The sequence below is a fragment of the Leisingera sp. ANG49 genome (assembly GCF_059694505.1).
Genome location: NZ_JCATZN010000002.1, coordinates 508558 through 531454, shown reverse-complemented (window position 1 = coordinate 531454; position 22897 = coordinate 508558). Strand labels below are relative to the sequence as shown.

16 protein-coding genes are annotated in these 22897 nt (G+C 65.5%); 15 read left to right on the top strand and 1 reads right to left on the bottom strand.

Annotated elements, in window-relative coordinates; translation table 11 throughout:
* Positions 1 to 71: 71 nt before the first annotated feature.
* From cobN to cobJ, 5 genes are read left to right on the top strand one after another with little or no spacing between them, the layout of a single operon-like run.
* Complete coding sequence (cobN, locus tag AC58NV_RS08920; RefSeq protein WP_497226813.1) at positions 72 to 3317, top strand: cobaltochelatase subunit CobN; 3246 nt, start codon at positions 72 to 74, stop codon at positions 3315 to 3317.
* Positions 3314 to 4477 (top strand): precorrin-3B synthase, encoded by a 1164-nt coding sequence (gene cobG / locus AC58NV_RS08915; RefSeq protein WP_497226812.1) that lies wholly within the window; start codon positions 3314 to 3316, stop codon positions 4475 to 4477. The genes cobN and cobG overlap by 4 nt, the downstream gene beginning before the upstream one ends.
* A 1-nt stretch (position 4478) precedes the next feature.
* Entirely contained in the window at positions 4479 to 5108 is a 630-nt protein-coding gene (locus AC58NV_RS08910; RefSeq protein ID WP_497226811.1) for a precorrin-8X methylmutase, read from the top strand.
* Positions 5109 to 5113: 5 nt separating this feature from the next.
* On the top strand, positions 5114 to 5830 hold the full coding sequence (locus AC58NV_RS08905; RefSeq protein ID WP_497226810.1) for a precorrin-2 C(20)-methyltransferase: 717 nt from the start codon (positions 5114 to 5116) through the stop codon (positions 5828 to 5830).
* Positions 5827 to 6591, top strand: coding sequence for a precorrin-3B C(17)-methyltransferase (cobJ, locus tag AC58NV_RS08900; protein WP_497226809.1), 765 nt, complete (start codon positions 5827 to 5829; stop codon positions 6589 to 6591). Before AC58NV_RS08905 ends, cobJ begins: the two co-directional genes overlap by 4 nt.
* Here cobJ and AC58NV_RS08895 read toward each other — a convergent pair.
* Positions 6588 to 7328 (bottom strand): cobalt-precorrin-6A reductase, encoded by a 741-nt coding sequence (locus AC58NV_RS08895; protein ID WP_497226808.1) that lies wholly within the window; start codon positions 7326 to 7328, stop codon positions 6588 to 6590. The two genes, cobJ and AC58NV_RS08895, sit on opposite strands and share 4 nt — an antisense overlap.
* On the opposite strand from AC58NV_RS08895, the gene cbiE reads away from it, so the two are divergent.
* The 10 genes from cbiE to AC58NV_RS08845 all read left to right on the top strand — a co-directional run bounded on the left by cbiE (position 7327) and on the right by AC58NV_RS08845 (position 22842).
* Positions 7327 to 8514, top strand: a complete 1188-nt coding sequence (cbiE, locus tag AC58NV_RS08890) for a precorrin-6y C5,15-methyltransferase (decarboxylating) subunit CbiE (RefSeq protein WP_497226807.1) — start codon at positions 7327 to 7329, stop codon at positions 8512 to 8514. The genes AC58NV_RS08895 and cbiE overlap by 2 nt on opposite strands.
* Positions 8511 to 8888, top strand: coding sequence for a cobalamin biosynthesis protein (locus tag AC58NV_RS08885; RefSeq protein WP_497226806.1), 378 nt, complete (start codon positions 8511 to 8513; stop codon positions 8886 to 8888). Before cbiE ends, AC58NV_RS08885 begins: the two co-directional genes overlap by 4 nt.
* Positions 8885 to 9679 (top strand): precorrin-4 C(11)-methyltransferase, encoded by a 795-nt coding sequence (gene cobM, locus AC58NV_RS08880; protein ID WP_497226805.1) that lies wholly within the window; start codon positions 8885 to 8887, stop codon positions 9677 to 9679. Before AC58NV_RS08885 ends, cobM begins: the two co-directional genes overlap by 4 nt.
* A 4-nt stretch (positions 9680 to 9683) precedes the next feature.
* Positions 9684 to 11003, top strand: coding sequence for a cobyrinic acid a,c-diamide synthase CobB (locus AC58NV_RS08875; RefSeq protein ID WP_497226804.1), 1320 nt, complete (start codon positions 9684 to 9686; stop codon positions 11001 to 11003).
* A complete protein-coding gene (cobA, locus tag AC58NV_RS08870) occupies positions 11000 to 11746 on the top strand; it encodes a uroporphyrinogen-III C-methyltransferase (RefSeq protein WP_497226803.1) in 747 nt (248 codons plus the stop codon). The genes AC58NV_RS08875 and cobA overlap by 4 nt, the downstream gene beginning before the upstream one ends.
* 13 nt (positions 11747 to 11759) lie before the next feature.
* The gene (cobF, locus tag AC58NV_RS08865; protein WP_497226802.1) at positions 11760 to 12512 is read left to right on the top strand and encodes a precorrin-6A synthase (deacetylating); all 753 of its coding nucleotides are present in this window, start codon (positions 11760 to 11762) and stop codon (positions 12510 to 12512) included.
* 880 nt (positions 12513 to 13392) lie between these two features.
* Entirely contained in the window at positions 13393 to 17565 is a 4173-nt protein-coding gene (locus AC58NV_RS08860) for a beta strand repeat-containing protein (RefSeq protein ID WP_497226801.1), read from the top strand.
* A gap of 110 nt (positions 17566 to 17675) precedes the next feature.
* A complete protein-coding gene (locus AC58NV_RS08855; protein WP_497226800.1) occupies positions 17676 to 19355 on the top strand; it encodes an ABC transporter transmembrane domain-containing protein in 1680 nt (559 codons plus the stop codon).
* Positions 19352 to 21490 carry a peptidase domain-containing ABC transporter gene (locus AC58NV_RS08850; protein ID WP_497226799.1) on the top strand — a complete coding sequence of 713 codons (2139 nt, stop codon included), beginning with the start codon at positions 19352 to 19354 and terminating at the stop codon, positions 21488 to 21490. Before AC58NV_RS08855 ends, AC58NV_RS08850 begins: the two co-directional genes overlap by 4 nt.
* Positions 21487 to 22842 carry an HlyD family type I secretion periplasmic adaptor subunit gene (locus AC58NV_RS08845; protein WP_497226798.1) on the top strand — a complete coding sequence of 452 codons (1356 nt, stop codon included), beginning with the start codon at positions 21487 to 21489 and terminating at the stop codon, positions 22840 to 22842. The genes AC58NV_RS08850 and AC58NV_RS08845 overlap by 4 nt, the downstream gene beginning before the upstream one ends.
* The last annotated feature ends 55 nt before the right edge of the window (positions 22843 to 22897 follow it).

Genomic DNA, 22897 nt, shown 5'->3' with positions numbered 1-22897 from the left:
CGGGAGGGCGCTTCGCTTCCTCCCGAGGCCGGACACTGCCCTCTGCTCTTCTTTCCGAAAGGGCCTGACCCATGCACGTCGTCTTCCGCGAAAGCCACGGCCTTGACGAGACCGATACCCCGCAGGACCTCGGGCAGACGCCCGCGGACCTGGTGGTGCTGTCGTTTTCCGACAGCGACCTCGGCGCCTTCGCCGCGGGCTGGCACCGGGCAGACGGCAAGCTGCCCAGCCTAAGGGTTGCCAACCTGGTGGCGCTGAAACACCCGCTCTCGGTCGACGTCTACGCGGAACAAACACTCGAGGGCGCCAAGGGCGTCCTGGTCCGCCTGATCGGCGGCGAAAGCTACTGGTCTTACGGCCTTGCCACCCTGCAGGACCTTGCCCGCCGCAAGGGCATCGCGCTGGCAATCCTGCCGGCCGACGGGCGCGAGGATGCGCGGCTGGATGAGCTCTCCACCCTGCCCGTCTCCACCCTGCGCCGCCTGCAATCCCTGTGCGACGCCGGCGGCGCTGTCGCAGCCCAGGCTGCGCTTGCGCAGCTGTCGCTGGCAGCAGGCCTCTATGCTGGCCCCGTCCTCGGCCTCAAGTCCATGCCCGTGCACGGCTTCTATGACCCAGCCAAGGGCGTGCTCGCGGACCTGCCGCCGCAGGACCTGCCGCTGGTGCTGGTGAGCTTCTACCGCTCCTACCTTACCGCCGCCGACACCGCGCCGGTGGATGCACTGATCGAAGAGCTGCGCGCCCGCGGCTACGCGGCCTTTGGCGTCTTTGCCGCCAGCCTCAAGGCGCCTGCCGCCGCGGATTGGCTGCGCGAAAAGCTGCCCGGGCTGAACCCTGCCGCGATCATCAACGCCACCGCCTTCTCCGCGCAAGGCACCGACGGCAGCGCCTCGCCGCTTAGCACAACCGGCTGCCCGGTGTTCCAGGTCGCCCTCTCGACAGCCCGCAAGAAAGACTGGCGTGAGGCCGACCGCGGGCTGTCGCCCGCCGACCTCGCCATGCACGTCGTCCTGCCGGAGGTTGACGGCCGCATCTTCGCCGGTGTCGTCAGCTTCAAATCGCCAGGCAAGAAAGACCCGGATCTGCAGTACTCCCGCTTTGCCCACCGCGCCGATGCGGACCGCATCAAGGCTGCTGTGGACCGCGTGGAGGGCTGGCTGCGCCTCGCCAAACTGCCGAATGCAGACAAGCGCCTTGCCCTGATCCTCTCCACCTACCCCGGCCGCGACCACAACCTGGCCCATGCCGTCGGCCTCGACGCGCTGGTCTCCTGCGACGAGATCCTGTGCGAACTCTCCGCCCAAGGCTACGCCGTCGAAGCGCTCGAAAACACCGGCCTGCGGCTGATGGAAGAGACCCTCAGCGCCCCGCTGGAGGACTACCGCCAGACCCTCGCCACCCTGCCGCAAAACCTGCAGGACACCCTGGCCGAGGCCTGGGGCAGCCCGGAAGAAGACGCAGACTGCCGCGACGGCGCCTTTCATTTCAAGGCTTTGCGTGCTGGCAACGCCCTGGTCGCGCTGCAGCCCGAACGCGGCGAAGTGAAAACCCGCGTCGATGACTACCACGATCTCGACCGCACGCCGCGCCACGCCTATGTGGCCTTTTACCTGTGGCTGCGCAGCCAAACCGACGCCCTCATCCACATCGGCGCCCACGGCACCCTGGAATGGCTGCCGGGCAAGGCGGTGGCGCTCTCCGGCACCTGCTGGCCCGAGGTGCTGACCGGCCCGCTGCCGGTCGCCTATCCGTTCATCGTCAACGACCCCGGCGAGGCCGCCCAGGCCAAGCGCCGTATCGGTGCCGTCACCATCGGCCACCTGCCACCGCCGCTGGCGCAGACAAACCTGCCCGAGGGCATGGCCCGGCTCGAAAGCCTGCTGGACGAATACTCCACTGCGGATGGTCTGGATCCCGCCCGCCGCGACCGGCTGATCGGCGACATCCGCGCCGAAGCGCAGGGAACCGGGGTAGAGGCCGACCTGGGCCTCACTCCCGACACCTCCCCCGCCGAGGCCATCACCCGCATCGACGCCTTTGTCTGCGACATCAAGGAAAGCCAGTACGGCGAGGGTCTGCATATCTTCGGCTCCGGCCAATGCGGGGCAGAGGAACGCGCCGGGCTGATTGCCGCGCTGGACGGCAAGATCGTCACCCCCGGCCCCTCTGGCTCGCCGTTCCGCGGCCGCGCCGATGTGATCCCGACGGGCCGCAATCTCTTTACCACCGACCCGCGGGCGGTGCCGTCGCGGGCGGCGCATGCGCAAGGGGTCAAGCTGGCGGAAGAGTTGCTGCGCCGCCACCTTCAGGACCACGGCGACTGGCCCAAGGGGCTGGTGATCGACCTCTGGGGTTCCGCCACCATGCGCACCGCGGGCGAGGAATTTGCCATGGCGCTGCATCTGGCAGGGCTGGCACCCAAGTGGGACGAAGGCTCTGAGCGCGTCTCTGGTTTCGAGGTGCTGCCGCTCTCGATGCTGAACCGCCCGCGCATCGACGTGACCCTGCGGGTGTCCGGCCTGTTCCGCGATGTTTTCCCCGGCCTTGCCCAGATGTTCGAAACCGCCGCCGCCGCGCTGGCTGCACGCGAAGAAACCCAGGCAGACAACCCCTATCTCACCGAGACCCCGCGCGTCTTCGGTCCCAAGCCGGGCCAGTACGGGTTGTCGATGAACCCGCATCTGGACGACTACACCGACGCCGCACGCCAGGCGGCCGGAGAGGCCTGGCTGAATGCCTCCTCCTACGCCATCGACGCCAAGGGCGCGATCACCGACGCCCGCGAGGCGCTGGAAACCCGCCTGCAGGGCGCTGACAGCTTCGTGCACCTGCAGGACCTGCCGGAAACCGACCTGCTGATCGCGTCTGATTACGCCGCGCATGAGGCCGGCTTTGCCGCTGCCATGGCTCGCATCGGCCAGACGGCGCCGGCGCTCTACCACCTCGACGCGACCCGCCCCGACAAGCCGCAGGCGCGCAGCTTGGGCGAGGAAATCGCCCGCGTCACCCGCGCCCGCGCCGCCAACCCGGACTGGGCCACCTCGATGATGTCCCACGGCTTCCGCGGCGCGGCTGAGATCGCCGCCACGCTCGATCACATGGCCGCCTTTGCGCATCTGGCGCAGGTGGTGCAGCCGCATCTCTTCGACCTCTATTTTGAGGCCACCCTGGGCCGCGACGATCTGGTGGAGTTCATGGAGCGCGAAAACCCGGAGGCGCTCGCCGCCATGCGCGACCGCTTCCGCGCCCTGTTCGATGCAGGTCTCTGGAGCACGCGGCGCAACTCGATCATGGCAGAGCTGGAGGGCGCGGCATGAGCAGCGCCGCTGAACCCAAAGTCTATGGCTGGTGCCCCGGTGCCTTGCGTCCGATGATGTCCGGTGACGGGCTGGTGGTGCGGGTGCGCGCGCCTTTGGGTAAACTGTCCGCTGCCCAGGCGCACGGTGTTGCAAGACTTTCTGAAGAGCTTGGCAATGGCCTGCTGGATATCTCCGCCCGCGCCAACCTGCAGATGCGCGGTATCCGCGAAGAGGCGCATGGAGAGCTGATCGAAGCCTTGCGCGGCATTGGCCTGATCGACAAGGACGCCAGCGCCGAAGCCCGCCGCAATGTCTTGCTCGCCCCGTTCTGGGCCGAGGGCGACGATACCCACGCCATAGCCACCGGTCTCAGCGCTGCTCTGACAGCCGCAGCGGACCTCCCACTGCCCGGGAAGTTCGGCTTTGCCGTCGACTGCGGCGAAACGCCGGTGCTGCAGGGCACCGCCGCCGACATCCGCATCGAACGCGCCGGCGAAACCCTAATCCTGCGCGCCGACGGCGCCGAAACCGGCCAAACCGTCACACGTGAATCCGCCGTTTCCGAAGCCCTCGCCCTGGCCCGCTGGTTCCTCGACCAGGGCGGCGCGCCCGAAGGCCGTGGCAGGATGCACCGCCTCATCGCGCGCCGCGGCCCGCCTGCAGCGCATGCCGCCCCGGTGGAAACGGCCGGTTTCACCGCAAAACCGGGCACTGTGCCCGCAGGGACGCTTGCTGCTCTGGAGTTCGGCCAGATGCCTGCCGCAACCCTTGCGCAGCTGGCAGATCACGGCAGAATCCGCCTAACACCCTGGCGGATGCTGCTGGTGGAAGGCGCCGGAACCCTCCCGCCACTGCCCGGCCTGATCCTGGACGCCACGGATCCGCGCCTGCAGGTGGTTGCGTGCACTGGAGCACCCGGCTGCCTGCAGGCGCTTTCCTCCACCCGCGATCTGGCGCGGGACTTGGCGGCCCATGTCCCGGCGGGGACAAAGCTGCATATCTCCGGCTGCGCCAAGGGCTGCGCCTGCCCGGGTCCCGCGCCGTTGACACTGACCGCGACCGGCGAAAACGAATTCTCCCTGATCCGCCATGGCACTGCCGCGGATCAGCCGCTAAAGACCAACCTGAGTGCCGCCGACCTGCGCGCCGCTCCCGAACTTCTGACAGAGGGCAGCTGACATGCTCCACACCTATGAAACCAACGGCGCCGCTATCTACGCCGAAAGCTTTGCCACCATCCGCCGCGAAGCCGATCTGGCGCGCTTCAACAAGGACGAGGAGAGCGTCGTCGTCCGCATGATCCACGCCGCCGGCATGGTGGGGCTGGAAGAGCACGTGTGCTTCTCCGAGGGCATGGCCGAGACCGCCCGCGCAGCACTTGCAAACGGTGCGCCGATCCTGTGCGACGCCTATATGGTCTCCGAGGGCATCACCCGCCCGCGCCTGCCTGCGGACAACGAAGTGATCTGCACCCTGCGCGACCCCAAGGTGCCGGAGCTGGCCAAGGAAATGTCCAACACCCGCTCCGCCGCCGCGCTGGAGCTGTGGCGCCCGAAACTGGAAGGCGCCGTGGTTGCCATCGGCAATGCGCCCACTGCGCTGTTCCACCTGCTGAACATGCTGAAGGACCCGTCCTGCCCGCGCCCCGCCACCATCATCGGCTGCCCTGTGGGTTTTGTCGGCGCGATGGAGTCCAAAGACGCGCTAATGGAAGACCTGCCGGTGCCGTCGATGATCGTGAAGGGCCGTCTGGGCGGCTCCGCCATCACCGTCGCCGCGGTTAACGCGCTGGCGAGCTGGAAAGAGTAAGACCCATGGGAAAAGTCATCTGCGCAGGGCTTGGCCCCGGAGATCCCGACCTGATGAGCGTCCGCTCGCACCAGCTGATCTCTGGTGCGCGCCACATCGCCTATTTCCGCAAGGCCGGCCGCCAGGGCCAGGCCCGCGCCATTGTCGAGGGGATGCTCGCCGAGGGCGTCACCGAACACGCAATGGAATATCCGGTGACGACCGAGATCCATTTCTCGGATCCCGAATACAACCGGGTGCTGGCGGAATTCTACGACCAGTGGGCCGACACCCTTGCCGAGATTGCCAAGGGTGAGGACGTGGTGGTGCTGTGCGAGGGCGACCCGTTCCTCTATGGCTCCTACATGCACCTCTACACCCGCCTGCAAGGCCGCGCCGAGCAGGAGATCGTGCCCGGCATCACCGGCATGTCCGGCTGCTGGACCGCCTCCGGCCAGCCGATTACCTGGGGGGACGATGTGCTGACCGTGGCGATGGCCACCCTCAGCGAGGATGAGCTGGCCAAGCGTGCGGCGGAAACGGATGCGCTGGTGGTGATGAAGATCGGCCGCAATCTGCCCAAGCTGCGCCGCGCGCTGGAACGTGCAGGCCGCGCGGATGACGCTTGGCTGGTCGAGCGTGGCACCATGCCGGAGCAGACCGTGCAGAAGCTCTCGGAGATCGACGGCGAGGTGCCCTATTTCTCCATCGTATTGGTTCACGGACAGGGGCGTCGGCCATGAAACTATCGCAAAACGGCTGGGTGGTGATTGCCGGGCTAGGCCCGGGCAACGAAGCGCTGGTGACACAGGAAGTCCGCGAGGCAATCGGGGAAGCCACTGATATCGTTGGCTATATCCCTTACGTCAAACGCATCGATCCGCGCGAGGGGCTGACCCTGCATGCCACCGACAACCGCGTCGAGGTCGACCGCGCCACCCATGCGCTGGAGATGGCCGCAGAGGGCAAGCGCGTGGTCGTGGTCTCCTCCGGTGATCCGGGTGTCTTTGCCATGGCCTCCGCCGTGTTCGAGGCGCTGGAGAACAACGCGGAAAGCCGCCCGGACTGGCTGGACCTGGACATCAAGGTGCTGCCCGGCATCACCGCCATGCTGGCCGCTGCTGCCGCCATCGGCGCGCCGTTGGGGCATGATTTCGCGGCCATCAACCTCAGCGACAACCTGAAGCCCTGGAGCCTGATCGAAAAGCGCCTGCAGCTGGTCGGCGAGGCCGGTCTGGCGATGGCGTTTTACAATCCGCGTTCAAAATCGCGGCCGCATCAGTTTGCCCGGGCGCTGGACATCCTGCGGGAGGCCTGCGGGCAGGACACGCTGATCACCTTTGCCCGCGATGTGACCAAACCCGGGCAGGAACTGCTGACCGTGCCGCTGAAGGAGGCCACGCCCGAAATGGCCGACATGCGCACCGTGGTGATTGTCGGCAACCGCGACACGCGCCGGGTCGGCAACTACGTCTACACGCCCCGCTACGCAGCCGAGGCCTAAGCCGGGGAATGGGACAGCCAGGCCATAACCTCTGCCACGCTGCCCAGGACGGGCCGTTCGGGCACCTGCGGCCTGCCGATCATGATGACCGGCAGGCTCAGCTCACGTGCGGCAGAGAGTTTGGCCGCGGCACCCGCGCCGCCTGCGTTCTTGGCCACCACATGGGTAATGCCATGGCGCTGCATCAGCGCGTTGTCGCCCGCGGCGTCAAACGGGCCCCGGGCGATCTCGACCGTGGTGTGCGGCAGCGGCAAGTCCGCCTCCGGCGCGTCCACCAGCCGCAGCAGGTAATGGTGCTGGGGTTTGGCCGCAAACTGTGCAAGGTTCTGCTTGCCGATCGCCAGGAACACCCGTGCGGGAGTTTCGGGCAGAGCGCTTACCGCGCCCTCGATACTGTCCGCGTAAACCCATTGGTCGCCCTCCCCCTCCTGCCAGGCCGGGCGTTCAAAGGCGCAAAGCTTCACGCCCGCCGCTTCGCAGGCATACACCGCGTTGGTGCTCATCTGGGCGGCAAACGGGTGAGTGGCATCGACCACATGGGTGATGCCTTCGGTGCTCAGGTAAGCCGCCAGCCCTTCCGCGCCGCCAAAACCGCCAACACGGGTGGTCAGCGGCTGGCTGACGGGCTTGGCCGTGCGGCCCGCGTAGGAAAACACCGCATCCGCTCCCGTCTCGGCCAGGGTCTTGGCCAGCGACGAGGCTTCGGTGGTGCCGCCCAGGAGAAGGATGCGTGTCATGTCTGATCCGTGGCTTACGATAATCGGTCTGGGCGAAAATGGACTGGATTCCTTAAGCGATGCAAGCCGGAAGGCGCTGGCGGAGGCCGAGGTCGTATTCGGCGGCCCGCGGCATCTGGAGTTGACCGGCGCAGGCAGCAAGGGCCATCCTTGGCCGGTGCCGTTCTCCATCGAGCCGGTGCTGGCAGCGCGCGGGCGCAAGGTCGCCGTTCTGGCCTCCGGTGATCCCTTCTGGCATGGCGCCGGAGGCTCGCTGGCGCGCCATCTGGAGACGGGCGAGTGGGTGTCGCATCCGGTGCCGTCCACCTTTGCGCTGGCGGCCAACCATCTGGCCTGGAAGCTGGAAGAGGTTCTGTGCCTTGGCCTGCACGCGGCGCCTTATGCGCGGCTGCGGCCCTTGCTCGGGGGCGGGACGCGCGTGATTTGCACCATGCGGGACGGAGCCGCACCTGCGGAGCTGGCGGAATGGCTGGCCGCGGATGGCTTTGGCGCTTCCGCTTTGACCGTGATGGAATGCCTGGGCGGGCCGCGCCAGAAAGTGCGTTCTGCCACTGCCGAAGGGTTTGATCTGCAGGACATTCAGGCGCCTGTTGCCGTGGCCGTTGAGGCCGCGGGCAGCAAAGGCCTGCCGCAGGCGGCCGGGCTGGCGGATGATCTTTTTGCCAGCGACGGGCAGATCACAAAGCGTCCGATCCGGGCGCTGACCTTGTCTGCTTTGGCACCGCGCGCAAGCGAGCTGCTGTGGGACATCGGCGGCGGCTCCGGCTCGGTCTCGGTGGAGTGGTGCCTGGCCGCCCCCGGCGCGCGGGCGATCACGTTCGAGCCGCGCGAGACCCGGCTGGAGAACATCCGCGACAACGCGGCAGCATTCGGGCTGGATCACCGGATGACGCCGGTTCTGGGCAAGGCACCGCAAGTGCTGGAGGGCCAGCCCTTGCCCGACTGTGTCTTCATCGGCGGCGGCGGCTCGCAAGAGCTGCTGGACCACTTGTGGGAGATCCTGCCCGAGGGCACCCGGCTGGTGGCCAATGGTGTCACGCTGGAGACCGAAACCCTGCTGATGCAGGCTCATGCCGCGCGCGGCGGGCACCTGTTGAAAGCCGAGATTGCCGAGGCTGGGCCCTTGGGCTCCATGCGTGACTGGCGCCGGGCCCGACCCGTTATCCAGTGGAGCGTAACGCGATGAAGGTGGCGGGCATCGGATTTCGCAGCGCTGCAACGGCGGCAGATTTGCAAGCCGCGCTGACGCTGACAGGCGAGCATGTGGACGCGCTGGCGTCTATCGCCGAAAAGGCCGCAGCCTCTGCCATGCAGGAATTTGCGCGCGCCGCCGGGCTGCCGGTGATTGCACTGCAGGAACAGGATATTGCCGGGGAGCAGACCCTCACTTGCTCGCCCCGGATCAAGGCGCGGTTCGGCACCGGGTCGCTGGCGGAAGCCGCGGCGCTGGCCGGGGCGCGCCATGGGGTTGCGGGTGTGCGTGCGCGCCTTCTCACCCCCAGAGTTGTCACCGCGGATGGGCTTGCCACCGCGGCCATAGCAGAAAGACTTGAGCCATGACCGTTCACTTCATTGGCGCCGGACCGGGCGCTGCCGATCTTCTGACCCTGCGCGGGCGCGACATCATCGCGTCCTGCCCGGTGTGCCTCTATGCAGGCTCGCTGGTGCCAGAGGAAATCCTGAGCCACTGCCCGGCAGACGCGAAGATCGTGAACACTGCGGCGATGGACCTGGACGCCATCGTGGCAGAGATCAAGGCCGCGCATGAGGCGGGCCAGGACGTGGCGCGTCTGCATTCGGGCGACCTGTCGGTGTGGTCCGCGATTGGTGAACAGATCCGCCGCCTGAAGGCAGAAGGCATCCCGGTCAGCGTCACCCCGGGTGTGCCCTCCTTCGCTGCCGCCGCCGCCGCGCTTGGCACTGAGCTGACACTGCCGGGCCTTGGCCAGTCGGTGGTGCTGACGCGGACCCCGGGCCGCGCGTCCTCGATGCCTGCAGGCGAGTCGCTGGAGAATTTCGCCCGTACCGGCACCACGCTGGCGATCCACCTGTCGATTGGCAATCTGGACCACGTGGTGGACAGCCTGACGCCGCATTACGGCGGCGATTGCCCGGTGGCCGTGGTCTACCGCGCCAGCTGGCCGGACCAGCAAATCATCCGCGCGACGCTGGAGACCCTGAAGGACTCGCTGGATGAGAAGATCTCCCGCACCGCGCTGATCCTGGTGGGTCCGGTGCTGAAGGGCGAAGGCTTTGACGAAAGCTGCCTCTATTCCACCGACTACGACCGCCGCTACCGGCCGCAAAGCGCGGACAGCCCGTGGTCGAGCTGGAGCCATGGGGACGACTAAGGCCATGACAGACATGAACCCTCCCGGACTGATGATTTCGGCGCCCTCCTCGGGCACCGGCAAGACCACCGTGATGCTGGGCCTTTTGCGGGCGCTGGCCGAGGACGGGTTGACCGTTCAGCCCTACAAGAGCGGGCCGGACTATATCGACCCGGCCTTCCACCTGGCAGCGGCCAAGCGGCCCAGCTTCAACCTCGACACCTGGGCGATGGACGGCGGGCTGCTGGATGCTGTCACAAGCCAGTCCGCAGGCGCAGAAATCTGCGTCGGCGAAGGCTCGATGGGCCTGTACGATGGTGTGGCGACACGCGGCCAGTCTGGCTTCGGCTCCTCCGCCGAAACCGCCAAGCGGATGGGCTGGCCGGTGGTGCTGGTTGTCGATGTGGGCGGCCAGGCGCAATCGGCGGCGGCCACCGCACTGGGGTTCAAGAATTACGATCCGGAGCTGCCCTTTGCCGGGGTGATCCTGAACCGCGTCGCCAGCCCGCGGCATGAACGGCTGACCCGGCTGGGGATGGAGAAGGCAGGCATCAAGGTGCTGGGCTCTCTGCCCCGGCGCGGCGACCTGACCCTGCCGGAACGGCACCTGGGCCTCATTCAAGCGGTGGAGCATCCCGACCTGGAAGCCGCCATTGCGGGTTATGCAGCGTTTCTGCGCGAGCATGTGGACCTGAAAGCAATCAAGACGGCAGCGCTGGCCGGTCAGGCGCCGGCAGCAGCAAGCCTGCCCAAACCGCCCGCGCAGCGGATTGCGCTGGCCCGGGATGCGGCGTTTTCCTTTACCTACCCGCATCTGCTGACCGGCTGGCGCGCAGCGGGCGCAGAAATCCTGCCGTTCTCGCCGCTGGCCGATGAAGCCCCGGCGGCTGATGCCAATCTGGTCTGGCTGCCCGGCGGCTACCCGGAGCTGCATGGCGGGACGCTGGCAGCGGCGGAGACCTTCCGCGCCGGTGTCCGCAAGCACGCCGAGACCAAACCGGTGCATGGCGAATGCGGCGGCTACATGGCCCTGGGTGAGGCGCTGATCGACAAGGAAGGCAACCGCCACCAGATGCTGGGCCTTCTGGGCCTTGTGACCTCCTACGAGAAGCGCAAGTTCCACCTCGGCTACCGCCGCGCCATTCTGCAGGCCGGGATGCCCGGTTTTGAGGCTGGCACCGCTCTGCGCGGGCATGAGTTCCACTACTCCACCATTCTGGAAGAGCCCGACGCGCCGCTGGCCAATGTGATGGATGCCGACGGCAACCCGGTGCCGGAGACCGGCTCCATCAAGAGCAACGTCACAGGCACCTTCTTCCACCTGATCACGGGAGAACAAGCATGAGCGGTTTTGTGAGCTTTGTCTCCTCCGGACCGGGCGACCCGGAGCTGCTGACCGTCAAGGCGGTAAAGCGGCTGGAGGCGGCGGATGCGATCCTGTTCGACGACCTCTCGTCCGGACCGATCCTGAGCCACGCCCGCGCCGATGCTGATCTGGTGGGCGTCGGCAAACGCGCTGGCCGCCCCTCCCCCAAGCAGGACCATGTCAGCCAGTTGCTGGTCGACTACGCGTCCTCCGGCCTCAATGTGGTGCGGCTGAAGTCCGGCGATTCCGGCGTCTTCGGACGGCTGGAGGAAGAGATGACCGCCCTGCGCGAAGCGGGCATCGGGTTCGAGATCGTGCCGGGTGTCACCGCGGCCTCGGCGGCGGCGGCGGCAGCAAATATTCCGCTGACCCGCCGGCTGACCGCGCGTCGGCTGCAGTTCATCACCGGCCATGACGTGACCGGCGGGCTGCCGGATGACCTGAACATGGCGGCGCTGGCAGACCCACATGCCACCACCGTGGTCTATATGGGCAAGAGCACCTTTGCCGCGCTGGCGGAAAAGCTGATGGAGGCTGGGCTGCCTGCGGACACCCATGCGCTGGTGGCACTGGGTGTTTCAACGCCCGAACAGAAACTGTTCTGCCATAACGTGGGCGAGCTGCCATCAGTGCTGCGTGCGATGGAGACCAAGGCCCCGGTGCTGATTCTGTACGGACCGCTGGCGGACCAGGGCTTGCCGGGCAGTTTAGCCGGCAATTGAGAAAGACACTGTCATGATTGAGCTTTCCCTGATCGGCATCGGTACCGGCAACCCTCAGCACATGACGCTGCAGGCGATCGACGCGCTGAACGCGCAGGACCTGATTCTGATCCCCAACAAGGGGGCGGGCAAGGACGACCTGGCGGGGCTGCGGCGTGAGATTTGCAACCGGGCCATCAAGGGCGATGGCCCGAAAGTTGTCGAGTTTTCCCTGCCGGTGCGGGATGAGGCTACCAAGAGCTATCGCAAGCGTGTGGACGACTGGCACGATGCCATCGCGGAGATCTGGTGGCAGAACATCATCACCAACCTGCCCGGGGGCGGCAAGGCCGGGTTCCTGGTCTGGGGTGATCCGTCGCTTTACGACAGCACCATGCGGATTGCCGAACGGCTGAAGATCCTGGCAGAGATCAAGCTGACGGTCATTCCCGGCATCACTTCGATCCAGGCGCTGACCGCAGCCCATGCCATCCCGGTCAATGAAATCGGCGCGCCCTTCACCATCACCACCGGCCGCCAGCTGCGTGAAAACGGCTGGCCGGACAGTGCCGACACGCTGGTGATCATGCTGGACGGAGAGTGTTCCTTCCAGTCCATCGAGCCGCGAGGAGTGGAGATCTTCTGGACCGCCTATGCCGGGATGGAAAATCAGATTTCCATTGCCGGGCCTTTGCCAGAGGTCACGGAAGAAATCATCGCAACCCGTGCCAAGGCGCGCGCAGAGCATGGCTGGATCATGGATATCTATCTGCTGCGCAAGGGCTGAGGGTATAGCCTCCCTGCGAGGCCGCCGGGCCCCGTAGGCTGCGGGAGGTTCGAGTGGCGGTCGAGTGGGAAAAGTGAGAACTACTTTACCCCTGAGATAAAATCATTTTCCTGTGGAGCCGTTCGATCACCGAAACTTTGGCTGCAGAGAGTTGAGGCTGAGAGGCCGACCGGCATGTAAGGGGGCGAAAGAGTATTCGCCACCAGGAAGAACGTAGAAACAGCAGTTTAAAGAATGCGGCCAGCGTAATCAGAACGCAGGCAAGGAAGCCTGTAGGTAAAACAGTTCGAAGCAAAAGCAATCCGCATTCGGATGACCGGTTTCAATCATGCCGGCTTTTCCTTGCCGCGCGTGACTATACCTCTGCTGCGGCCGGAGGCGGCCCCCTTCGGCAGGACTGGCTTTCCAACTTTAATCATTACGCCAGCAATGAAGTGCTTCTGCAATACAGCGCCCTGAAAGCGCTCGGACAGTCTCCCCCTTAGTGCTTCCAGATGATGATAATTTTGTGGGAATGATTTTCAAACATGTTCTTGAGTGGTTGAACACACCATGCCGGCCGGCGCTATGGCACATAAGTGCCGACAGCGGGTGGTCTCATCATTAAAGCCGATTTCCGGATAACTGGCAGGTTCTCCATTTTATTAACCCTTGACGGTTATGAAGTGTCCAGCTCAACCGGGAGACAAGTACCGTGCGGGATTCCAAAGAATTCAATGCAAATAGCTCAGAAACCAGCCCGGAACGCCTTTATGCTCCCCAAGAGCACCAAACCTCAGATGCCGACCGGCGGCAGGAAGACACAGCCGCCGATACACCTCTTCTGACAGGAGGCGAAGCAGCAGCTTCGGCCTTTTCTTCAAAACTTTCGGCACTTGGAATGTATTTCCAGGATCTGGCGGGCTCGGGCTGGCAGGCACTCCGTTCTGCATCCGGCCCGTTTCAAAAAAACCATGTGGAGACCTCTCCGGAGTCGACCGGAGCCACAGGCTCCTTCCCGCAGCGCACCGCCGCTCCCGTGCAAGACGGCAACACCTCTCCGGTAGCCTCTGATACCGTGCCGGCAAACGAGGCGGCCAGCCTCGGCGCGGGACGCGACCCGGCCCCGACACCCGAGCCAGTGCAAGAGGAAGTCTCCAGCACCGGGACCGAACGTCCTTCAGAACCAGAGGCCAGACCGGCACCGGCGGACGGCGCAGGTACAGATCCGGAGACGGTAGATGGCCCGGCACCCGTTGGCGTGTCCGGGACAGATCCGGAAACCGATCCGGCACCGGAAGAGGACCCGGCACCCGGAGACGAACCCGACACAGATCCGGAAACCGACCCGGAGACGGCAGAGGACCCGGCACCCGGTGGCGAACCCGGTACAGATCCGGAAACCGACCCGGAGACGGAAGAGGACCCGGCATCCGGTGACGGACCTGACACAGATCCGGAAACCGACCCGGAGACGGAAGAGGACCCGGCGCCCGGAGAAGAACCCGGTACAGATCCGGAAACCGACCCGGAGACGGAAGAGGACCCGGCGCCCGGAGACGAACCCGACACAGATCCGGAAACCGACCCGGAGACGGCAGAGGACCCGGCACCCGGTGGCGAACCCGGTACAGATCCGGAAACCGACCCGGAGACGGAAGAGGACCCGGCATCCGGTGACGGACCTGACACAGATCCGGAAACCGACCCGGAGACGGAAGAGGACCCGGCGCCCGGAGAAGAACCCGGTACAGATCCGGAAACCGACCCGGAGACGGAAGAGGACCCGGCGCCCGGAGACGAACCCGACACAGATCCGGAAACCGACCCGGTGCCGGAAGAGGGCCCGGCGCCCGGTGACGAACCCGGTACAGATCCGGAAACCGACCCGGAGACGGCAGAGGACCCGGCGCCCGGTGACGAACCCGACACAGATCCGGAAACCGATCCGGAGACGGAAGAGGACCCGGCATCCGGTGACGAACCCGATACAGATCCGGAAACCGACCCGGAGACGGAAGAGGACCCGGCGCCCGGAGACGAACCCGACACAGATCCGGAAACCGACCCGGAGACGGCAGAGGACCCGGCACCCGGTGGCGAACCCGGTACAGATCCGGAAACCGACCCGGAGACGGAAGAGGACCCGGCATCCGGTGACGGACCTGACACAGATCCGGAAACCGACCCGGAGACGGAAGAGGACCCGGCGCCCGGAGAAGAACCCGGTACAGATCCGGGATCCAATACGGAGCCGGAGGTCGAAGTCGAGCCCGAACCCGAGCCTGATGGCATGTATCTAAGGGGCACTGATGAAGCAGATCACTTGGTCGGCAGCGGCGGAGCCGACACCATCGAAGGCAACCGCGGCGACGACCACCTTTCGGGCGGCGCGGGCGACGATACCTTCCTGGTCCACGGCTCCTCCGCGGGCACCGACCAGGTCGACGGCGGCGCGGGCCATGACGCGCTGCAGGGCAGCCGCTACGGCGACACCTTCCGGGTGACCGACAACCTCGGCAACCTCACCTCCATCGAGGAGATCCGCGGCGGCGAGGGCTATGACGTCATCGCGGGCACCGCCGGGGGTGAGACGCTGGACTTCTCCAGCGGCATCCAGCTCACCGGGATCGAGGAGATCGACGCGGGCTACGGCGACGACACCGTCACCGGTACTGATCAGGCCGACACCATCGAAGGCAACCGCGGCGACGACCACCTCGCGGGCGGCGCGGGCGATGATACCTTCCTGGTCCACGGCTCCTCCGCGGGCACCGACCAGGTCGACGGCGGCGCGGGCCATGACGCGCTGCAGGGCAGCCGCTACGGCGACACCTTCCGGGTGACCGACAACCTCGGCAACCTCACCTCCATCGAGGAGATCCGCGGCGGCGAGGGCTATGACGTCATCGCGGGCACCGCCGGGGATGAGACGCTGGACTTCTCCAGCGGCATCCAGCTCACCGGGGTCGAGGAGATCGACGCGGGCTACGGCGACGACACCGTCACCGGCACCGGCCAGGCCGACACCATCGAAGGCAACCGCGGCGACGACCACCTCTCGGGCGGCGCGGGCGACGACACCTTCCTGGTCCACGGCTCCTCCGCGGGCACCGACCAGGTCGACGGCGGCGCGGGCCATGACGCGCTGCAGGGCAGCCGCTACGGCGACACCTTCCGGGTGACCGACAACCTCGGCAACCTCACCTCCATCGAGGAGATCCGCGGCGGCGAGGGCTATGACGTCATCGCGGGCACCGCCGGGGGTGAGACGCTGGACTTCTCCAGCGGCATCCAGCTCACCGGGATCGAGGAGATCGACGCGGGCTACGGCGACGACACCGTCACCGGTACTGATCAGGCCGACACCATCGAAGGCAACCGCGGCGACGACCACCTCGCGGGCGGCGCGGGCGATGATACCTTCCTGGTCCACGGCTCCTCCGCGGGCACCGACCAGGTCGACGGCGGCGCGGGCCATGACGCGCTGCAGGGCAGCCGCTACGGCGACACCTTCCGGGTGACCGACAACCTCGGCAACCTCACCTCCATCGAGGAGATCCGCGGCGGCGAGGGCTATGACGTCATCGCGGGCACCGCCGGGGATGAGACGCTGGACTTCTCCAGCGGCATCCAGCTCACCGGGATCGAGGAGATCGACGCGGGCTACGGCGACGACACCGTCACCGGCACCGGCCAGGCCGACACCATCGAAGGCAACCGCGGCGACGACCACCTCTCGGGCGGCGCGGGCGACGACACCTTCCTGGTCCACGGCTCCTCCGCGGGCACCGACCAGGTCGACGGCGGCGCGGGCCATGACGCGCTGCAGGGCAGCCGCTACGGCGACACCTTCCGGGTGACCGACAACCTCGGCAACCTCACCTCCATCGAGGAGATCCGCGGCGGCGAGGGCTATGACGTCATCGCGGGCACCGCCGGGGATGAGACGCTGGACTTCTCCAGCGGCATCCAGCTCACCGGGATCGAGGAGATCGACGCGGGCTACGGCGACGACACCGTCACCGGCACCGGCCAGGCCGACACCATCGAAGGCAACCGCGGCGACGACCACCTCTCGGGCGGCGCGGGCGACGACACCTTCCTGGTCCACGGCTCCTCCGCGGGCACCGACCAGGTCGACGGCGGCGCGGGCCATGACGCGCTGCAGGGCAGCCGCTACGGCGACACCTTCCGGGTGACCGACAACCTCGGCAACCTCACCTCCATCGAGGAGATCCGCGGCGGCGAGGGCTATGACGTCATCGCGGGCACCGCCGGGGATGAGACGCTGGACTTCTCCAGCGGCATCCAGCTCACCGGGATCGAGGAGATCGACGCGGGCTACGGCGACGACACCGTCACCGGCACCGGCCAGGCCGACACCATCGAAGGCAACCGCGGCGACGACCACCTCTCGGGCGGCGCGGGCGACGACACCTTCCTGGTCCACGGCTCCTCCGCGGGCACCGACCAGGTCGACGGCGGCGCGGGCCATGACGCGCTGCAGGGCAGCCGCTACGGCGACACCTTCCGGGTGACCGACAACCTCGGCAACCTCACCTCCATCGAGGAGATCCGCGGCGGCGAGGGCTATGACGTCATCGCGGGCACCGCCGGGGATGAGACGCTGGACTTCTCCAGCGGCATCCAGCTCACCGGGATCGAGGAGATCGACGCGGGCTACGGCGACGACACCGTCACCGGCACCGGCCAGGCCGATCGGATTGATGGCAACCACGGTGACGACCTGCTCTCCGGCGGCGGCGGCGATGACACCCTGACCGGTGGCGCGGGAGACGATCTGTTCCTGTACGCGACAGGGGACGGGTCTGACCACATCGACGGCGGCAGCGGCTGGGACGATACAATCCGCTTGGAGACGGGGGACGGCGGCGTTGCGGCTGATGGCAACACAGTGGAAGGCCAGGGTTGGGTGCTTCAGGTTGAATCCGGTTCTGTTGAGAACGTAGGCGATGAAAGCCTGAACCTGTCGGAGGGAGCTTCAGGGAGGATCACATTCGATGACGGTGAGGAAATAGACTTCGACGGCATCGAGAGCATCACTTGGTAGCGTCTGCACTGAACCTGACTTCTCAATTTTTCCATATAGTTAACCTCTCACTGCTATGTTTCTTCGGAAACTTGGAGAAGGGCTGTGCCTTGGCCGGAAAGATTAGAAAGTTGTTTCGACAACACCAGGTGCAGACCACTGCGTCAGCGGAACTGGGGGCGGCGCTGGCAAACACGCTTGGGCTGGTCCTGCCGCTGATCACCATTCAGGTTTTTGACCGGGTGATCCCCAACAACGCGATCGAAACGCTGGTTGTGCTGGCCGTGATCCTTATTGGCGCAGTCCTGGCGGAAGCAGCGGTCCGGATCGCACTTGCCGGTCTCCATTCGGCGTTCGGGATGCGGTATGAGCTTAAGACCAAGCTCCGGCTATACGAAAACGTGCTCTACCAGCCCGCAGAAGCCAGGCAACCGGGAACCGTACAGGCCGGGCAGGAGGCGCTGGAAACCATCGGCAAAGTACAGCAGCTGAATGCCGGCAGCCAGAGGCTGTCGCTGGTCGACCTGCCTTTTGCAGCCGTGTTTCTGGCCGTTTTCTGGGTGATCGAGCCCTGGCTGGCCGTTGCGATTCTGGGCATCCTGGCCGCGGTTCTGTTTCTGCGAACGCATGGCCGCAAGGCAATGCAGGACCTGAACGAGAACCGCCGTGACATCTCCGCGCGTTCCGGCAGTTTTGTGTTCGAGGTGCTTTCCGGCATCGAGCATCTCAAAGGGCTGGGCGCGGAGGAGTTCATGATGCGCCGGCACGAAAGGCTGGTGGCCCGGGGGGCGGAGGGAACCCAAGCACTGGTATTTCACCAAACCTCCAGCCGTGCCACTGCAGAAGCAATCTCGCAAGCGGCACCAATGCTCATTGCCATGTTCGGTGCGCCCTTTGTGATCAACAGGACGCTGACCCCCGGGGAACTGGCTGCAACCATCCTGCTGTCCGGCCGCGTCATCGCCCCCTTCGTGAAACTGCAGTCGGCGTTTGCCGGAAACCTGGCTATCCGTCCGGCACTCGACAACCTGGACAGCGCCCTGGCGGCGCCGACCGCTGTCGGGACGCTGTGTCCGGCGGCCCCGGTCGAGACCCTCGAACTCGTGGACCTGGAGGTGCATTCGGCCGCTGGAAACCTGGTGTGCGAGGGGCTGAACCTGACGCTGCAGCGGGGAGAGACGATTTCAATCAGCGGCGCCAGCGGGACCGGCAAGTCGACCCTCCTGAAAACAATGCTGGGACAGCACCGCCCGAGTTCCGGCAAGGTGCTGGTCAACGGCTGTGAAATTTCACTCTACGACCCGGACCATATCGCAAGCCGCTTTGCATTCATGCAATCCGCGCCGGTGCATTCCTCGGGCAGCGTGATGGATGCCCTGACCGGGATGCGCGGGCCGGAACTTCTGCCCGAAGCGCTTGAAACCGCCCGGGAACTGGGACTGGCTGATTATTTCGCCCGCCAGCCTGACGATTTCGTGTTCAAACCCTTGAACACAGCCGGCGCCGGCATCCCCGCGGCCGTGCGGTCGCAGTTGGCGATGGTGGCGGCCTTGGTGAAATCCCCGCAGGTCATTCTGTTTGACGAGGCCAATGCCCTGCTGGATCTGCGCTCCGACCGGCTGCTGCTGGAAGCGCTGAAACGGCGCCGGCAGCACGCGATGACGGTCCTTGTGACCCAGCGGCCGTCGTTTGCCGCCATTGCAGACCGTCAATTCCATCTTGAGGACGGCAGACTGAAAGACCCCCACAAATTGCCACCCGCTCCGCTCCATGCCACTGCGGCTGCCCTTGGCGCATCAGGTGCAGCATGAACGCCCATATCCCCGCCGCCGTTGAAGACGGCTCCACGCTCAGTTCCTTCGGGCTGGATGCGATTGCCGACAGCATTGACACAAGCCAGTGCTGGGGCGTGACATCCAAGGACCCGGTGCTTGCTGCAACCTTCCGGATACTTGGCACGTTCGGCTGGACAGGCTCACGCGACAGCTTCGTGCGCGCGCTTCCGCATTTGCCAAACCGGCTTACGGCCGCGGACCTGAGGTCGATCCTGTCGCGGCTCGGTATCTCCAGCACGGAAAGCTGCCTCGGCAGACGCCGGATTGAAGATCTCGCACCAGGTACAGCACTGGTCACCGGCACTGGCCACATTCTCGTTGTTCAGGCATGCCCGGATGGCGGTTCCTGCCTTCTCGACCCGGTAACGGGTGAACGCTGCAGTGAAGGAGTGAACTCCCGGACTCTAACGCTCAGTTTCAACAAACCATCGCAAACTGAGCAAAGCGGTTTTGTAAGACAGCTCATCACTCGCTTTCATCAGAACTGGATGCAGGCCCTTGCCGCTAAAACCGCCAGCAACCTCGCGGCGCTGGCCACCGCCTTTGGGGTGATTGCCGTCTATGACGCGGTAATCCCGGCAAGAGCCCATGACACGCTCGCCTGGCTTGGAGTTGGCCTGGCCATGCTCCTGCTGCTCGAAATGGGGATCCGAAGGCTCAAAGCCCGAAGCCTGGCCCGCATTGCGGCGCGGATGGAGTTTCTCGTCTCGACCACAGTGCTGCGCAAGATAATCTCCCTGCCCCTGCAGCACATAATTGCAAGCCCCGTCAGCACACAGGTTGTTCGGATCCAGCAGTTCAGCCGCATGGCCACCTTGCTTGTCGGCAATGTGGCTGATGCTGCGGCCGACCTGCCGTTTGCCTTGCTCACGATTGCGGCAATCTTTGCGATTGCGGGTCCGCTTGGCTTCGTTCCCGTTGTTCTGATGCTGTGCTTCGGATTGTTTGCGGCCTTCTTGGTGCCGCGTCTTCGCCGTGCGGAAAGCGCTGCCAGGACTGCGGCAGAGGAGGAAAACCGGATTACCGCCGACTTGTTCCGGAATGCCGTCGCAATCCGCTGCGCAGGTGAGCAGCGGGCATGGAGAGAGCGTCTGGAGACCGTCTCTCGCCGCAAGGCGATCGCGGGGCGGCGTGCGGAGATGGCGCAAAGCGCAATTGACGCAGTGTGCAAATCGGCGACACCGGTGTCCGGAGGTCTAACTGCTCTGTTCGGCGCCTTTCTGGTCATGCAAGGCACCCTGTCCTCTGGCGCATTGCTGGGAGCGGTGATGCTGACATGGCGCGCCATTGCCCCTGTGCAATCCGCTTTGCTGCTGGCAACAAAATGGACTGAGATTGCTGGCGTGGCATCGCAGCTCGACCGGCTTGCAACCTTGCGCCAGGAACACGATCCCAAGCGCCTGCACCACAGCTATTCCGCCAAAGGGGACGTTGTTCTGAACGCCGTCGGTTTTCGCTACAACAACAAGAGCGCCCCTGCCCTGCGCGGGCTCAGCGCGCGGATCCCGGAAGGGGCGCTGGTTGCCGTCACCGGACCTTCAGCGGCAGGGAAATCGACGTTTCTGCGGCTGGTCGCGGGCATGCTGCAGCCTCAGACCGGCGTGCTGACAATAAACGGGGTCAACGTCAGCCAAATCCCGGTGTCACAGTTGCGGCAGTTCATAAGTTATGTGCCTGCACGGCCGGTGCTTGTGCACGGTTCTGTGGCTCAGAACCTGCGTCTTGCATGTCCCTTTGCCACAGAACAGCAGATGTTCGAAATACTCGATGAACTCTGCTTGAGCGACGCTGTCGGGCAACTGCCGGAGGGCATTCACACGGTACTGACGGACCAGGTCCAGGCCACGCTGCCCAGCGGCTTCCGCCAGTCCCTCGCGGTCGCGCAGGCGCTGCTGCGCAACCCGCAGGTCCTGCTGCTTGACGACCCGGCCCAGTCACTGGACCGGACCCTTGAAGCAGCAATGATCAAAGCAATCCTGCACCGCAAAGGCCGTGTCACCACGCTGATGGTGACACACCGCCCAAGTCACATCCGCCTCGCGGATCTCGAACTGCCCCTGCTTGACGGCATGCCCAGGCCGGCCAAGCGCAAGAAGGAAAAAGCCGCATGACAGTTCACAGCAATCCAGCGGCTCCGGCCGCCACCGGAACACCGGCCGGCAATGGGGTTCAGAGGCGCGCGCTGTTGCTGGAAGCTGACCTCTCCGAACCGGCCGACACCAAGGGCTATACCCGGCTGATCTGGCTGATCGCAATCGCCGCTGCAGGTCTTATAGCATGGGCTGCGCTGACACCGGTCTATGAGACGGTGACAGGAGAGGGCCGCCTTATGCCCCTGGATGGCGTGCGCACCTTGCAGAGCGAGCACGGAGGCCGCGTGACGGCGGTCCATGTCCGGCAAGGCTCGGAGGTGAAGGCCGGAGATCCGCTGGTGACCTTTGACCGTTCGCGCGACCTGCTGCAGCTGGAGCAGCTCAGGGTGCGGGAAGCGGCCCTTAGACTGGAACTGGACCTGCAGTCCGCGGTCTTGAACGGCACGGAGTTCACCCCCTCCAGTGGCTGGAAGACTGTCCTGAGCCAAAGCCAGCAGGTTTCTTTCCTGGCCGAGGCTGCTGCGGTCCGGTCCAAGCTCGACCTGATCTCGGCGGATCTGGAACTTGCAAGTGCCCGCAAGGCCGAAGCTTCCGCGCGTCTGGTGGAGCTGGAACAGCGGCGGGTGATTCTGGCAGAGCGCCTCGCCTCGTTTGACCGCTCCTTCCGGGACGGCGGCTTCATCAGCCGCCGGGACAGAGACCAGGCTGAACTGAACCTGATTGAAGTCCGGGAACGGATTGCTGTTGTGACCGCCGAAAAGGTGACTGCGGAGATAAGCTTGCAAAAGGCCCGGCGCGAGAAGGACGAATATCTTGCCAACCGCACCAGTTCAGCAGCCCGCGCCGTGGTCGAAACAGAAGCCAAGCTGGCCGAACTCACCGAGGAAATCGCCCGCCACCAGCTGCGCGCCGGCAGCGGTGTAGTGGTCGGCCCGTTTGACGGCGTGGTCCAGACTGTCGAAGTCGACACCGAAGGACAGGTCGTCAACCCGGGCGGACTTGTGGCTGAAATTGTGCCTGAGGGGGCGGAATTGTTTGCTGAAGTCCAGATACCTGCCAGCCGGATCGGCGAAATCGAACCCGGTTTTGAAGGCGCATTGACTCTGCTGACTTTCGACGCCGCTCAGTTCGGGACCCTTGCAGGTAAAGTTGTATCTGTTTCGCCCAGTTCGGACACTCTGGAGAGCAGCGAAGCTGTGTATCTGGTGCGGCTGCGCATCGGGCCGGAACTGGGCACCAGACAGCAAGAACTGAAACTGCGTCCCGGATTGTCGGTCTCCGCAGACATCCGCCTCGGCAGCAAGACGGTGCTCGAGTACTTTCTCAAACCTTTGCGAGCGATACGAAACGCAGCCTTCTCGGAACAATGAACCGGCACGGCCCTCCAAACGAGGGGGCAGCAGCGGTGCTGAAACAAACCTTGCG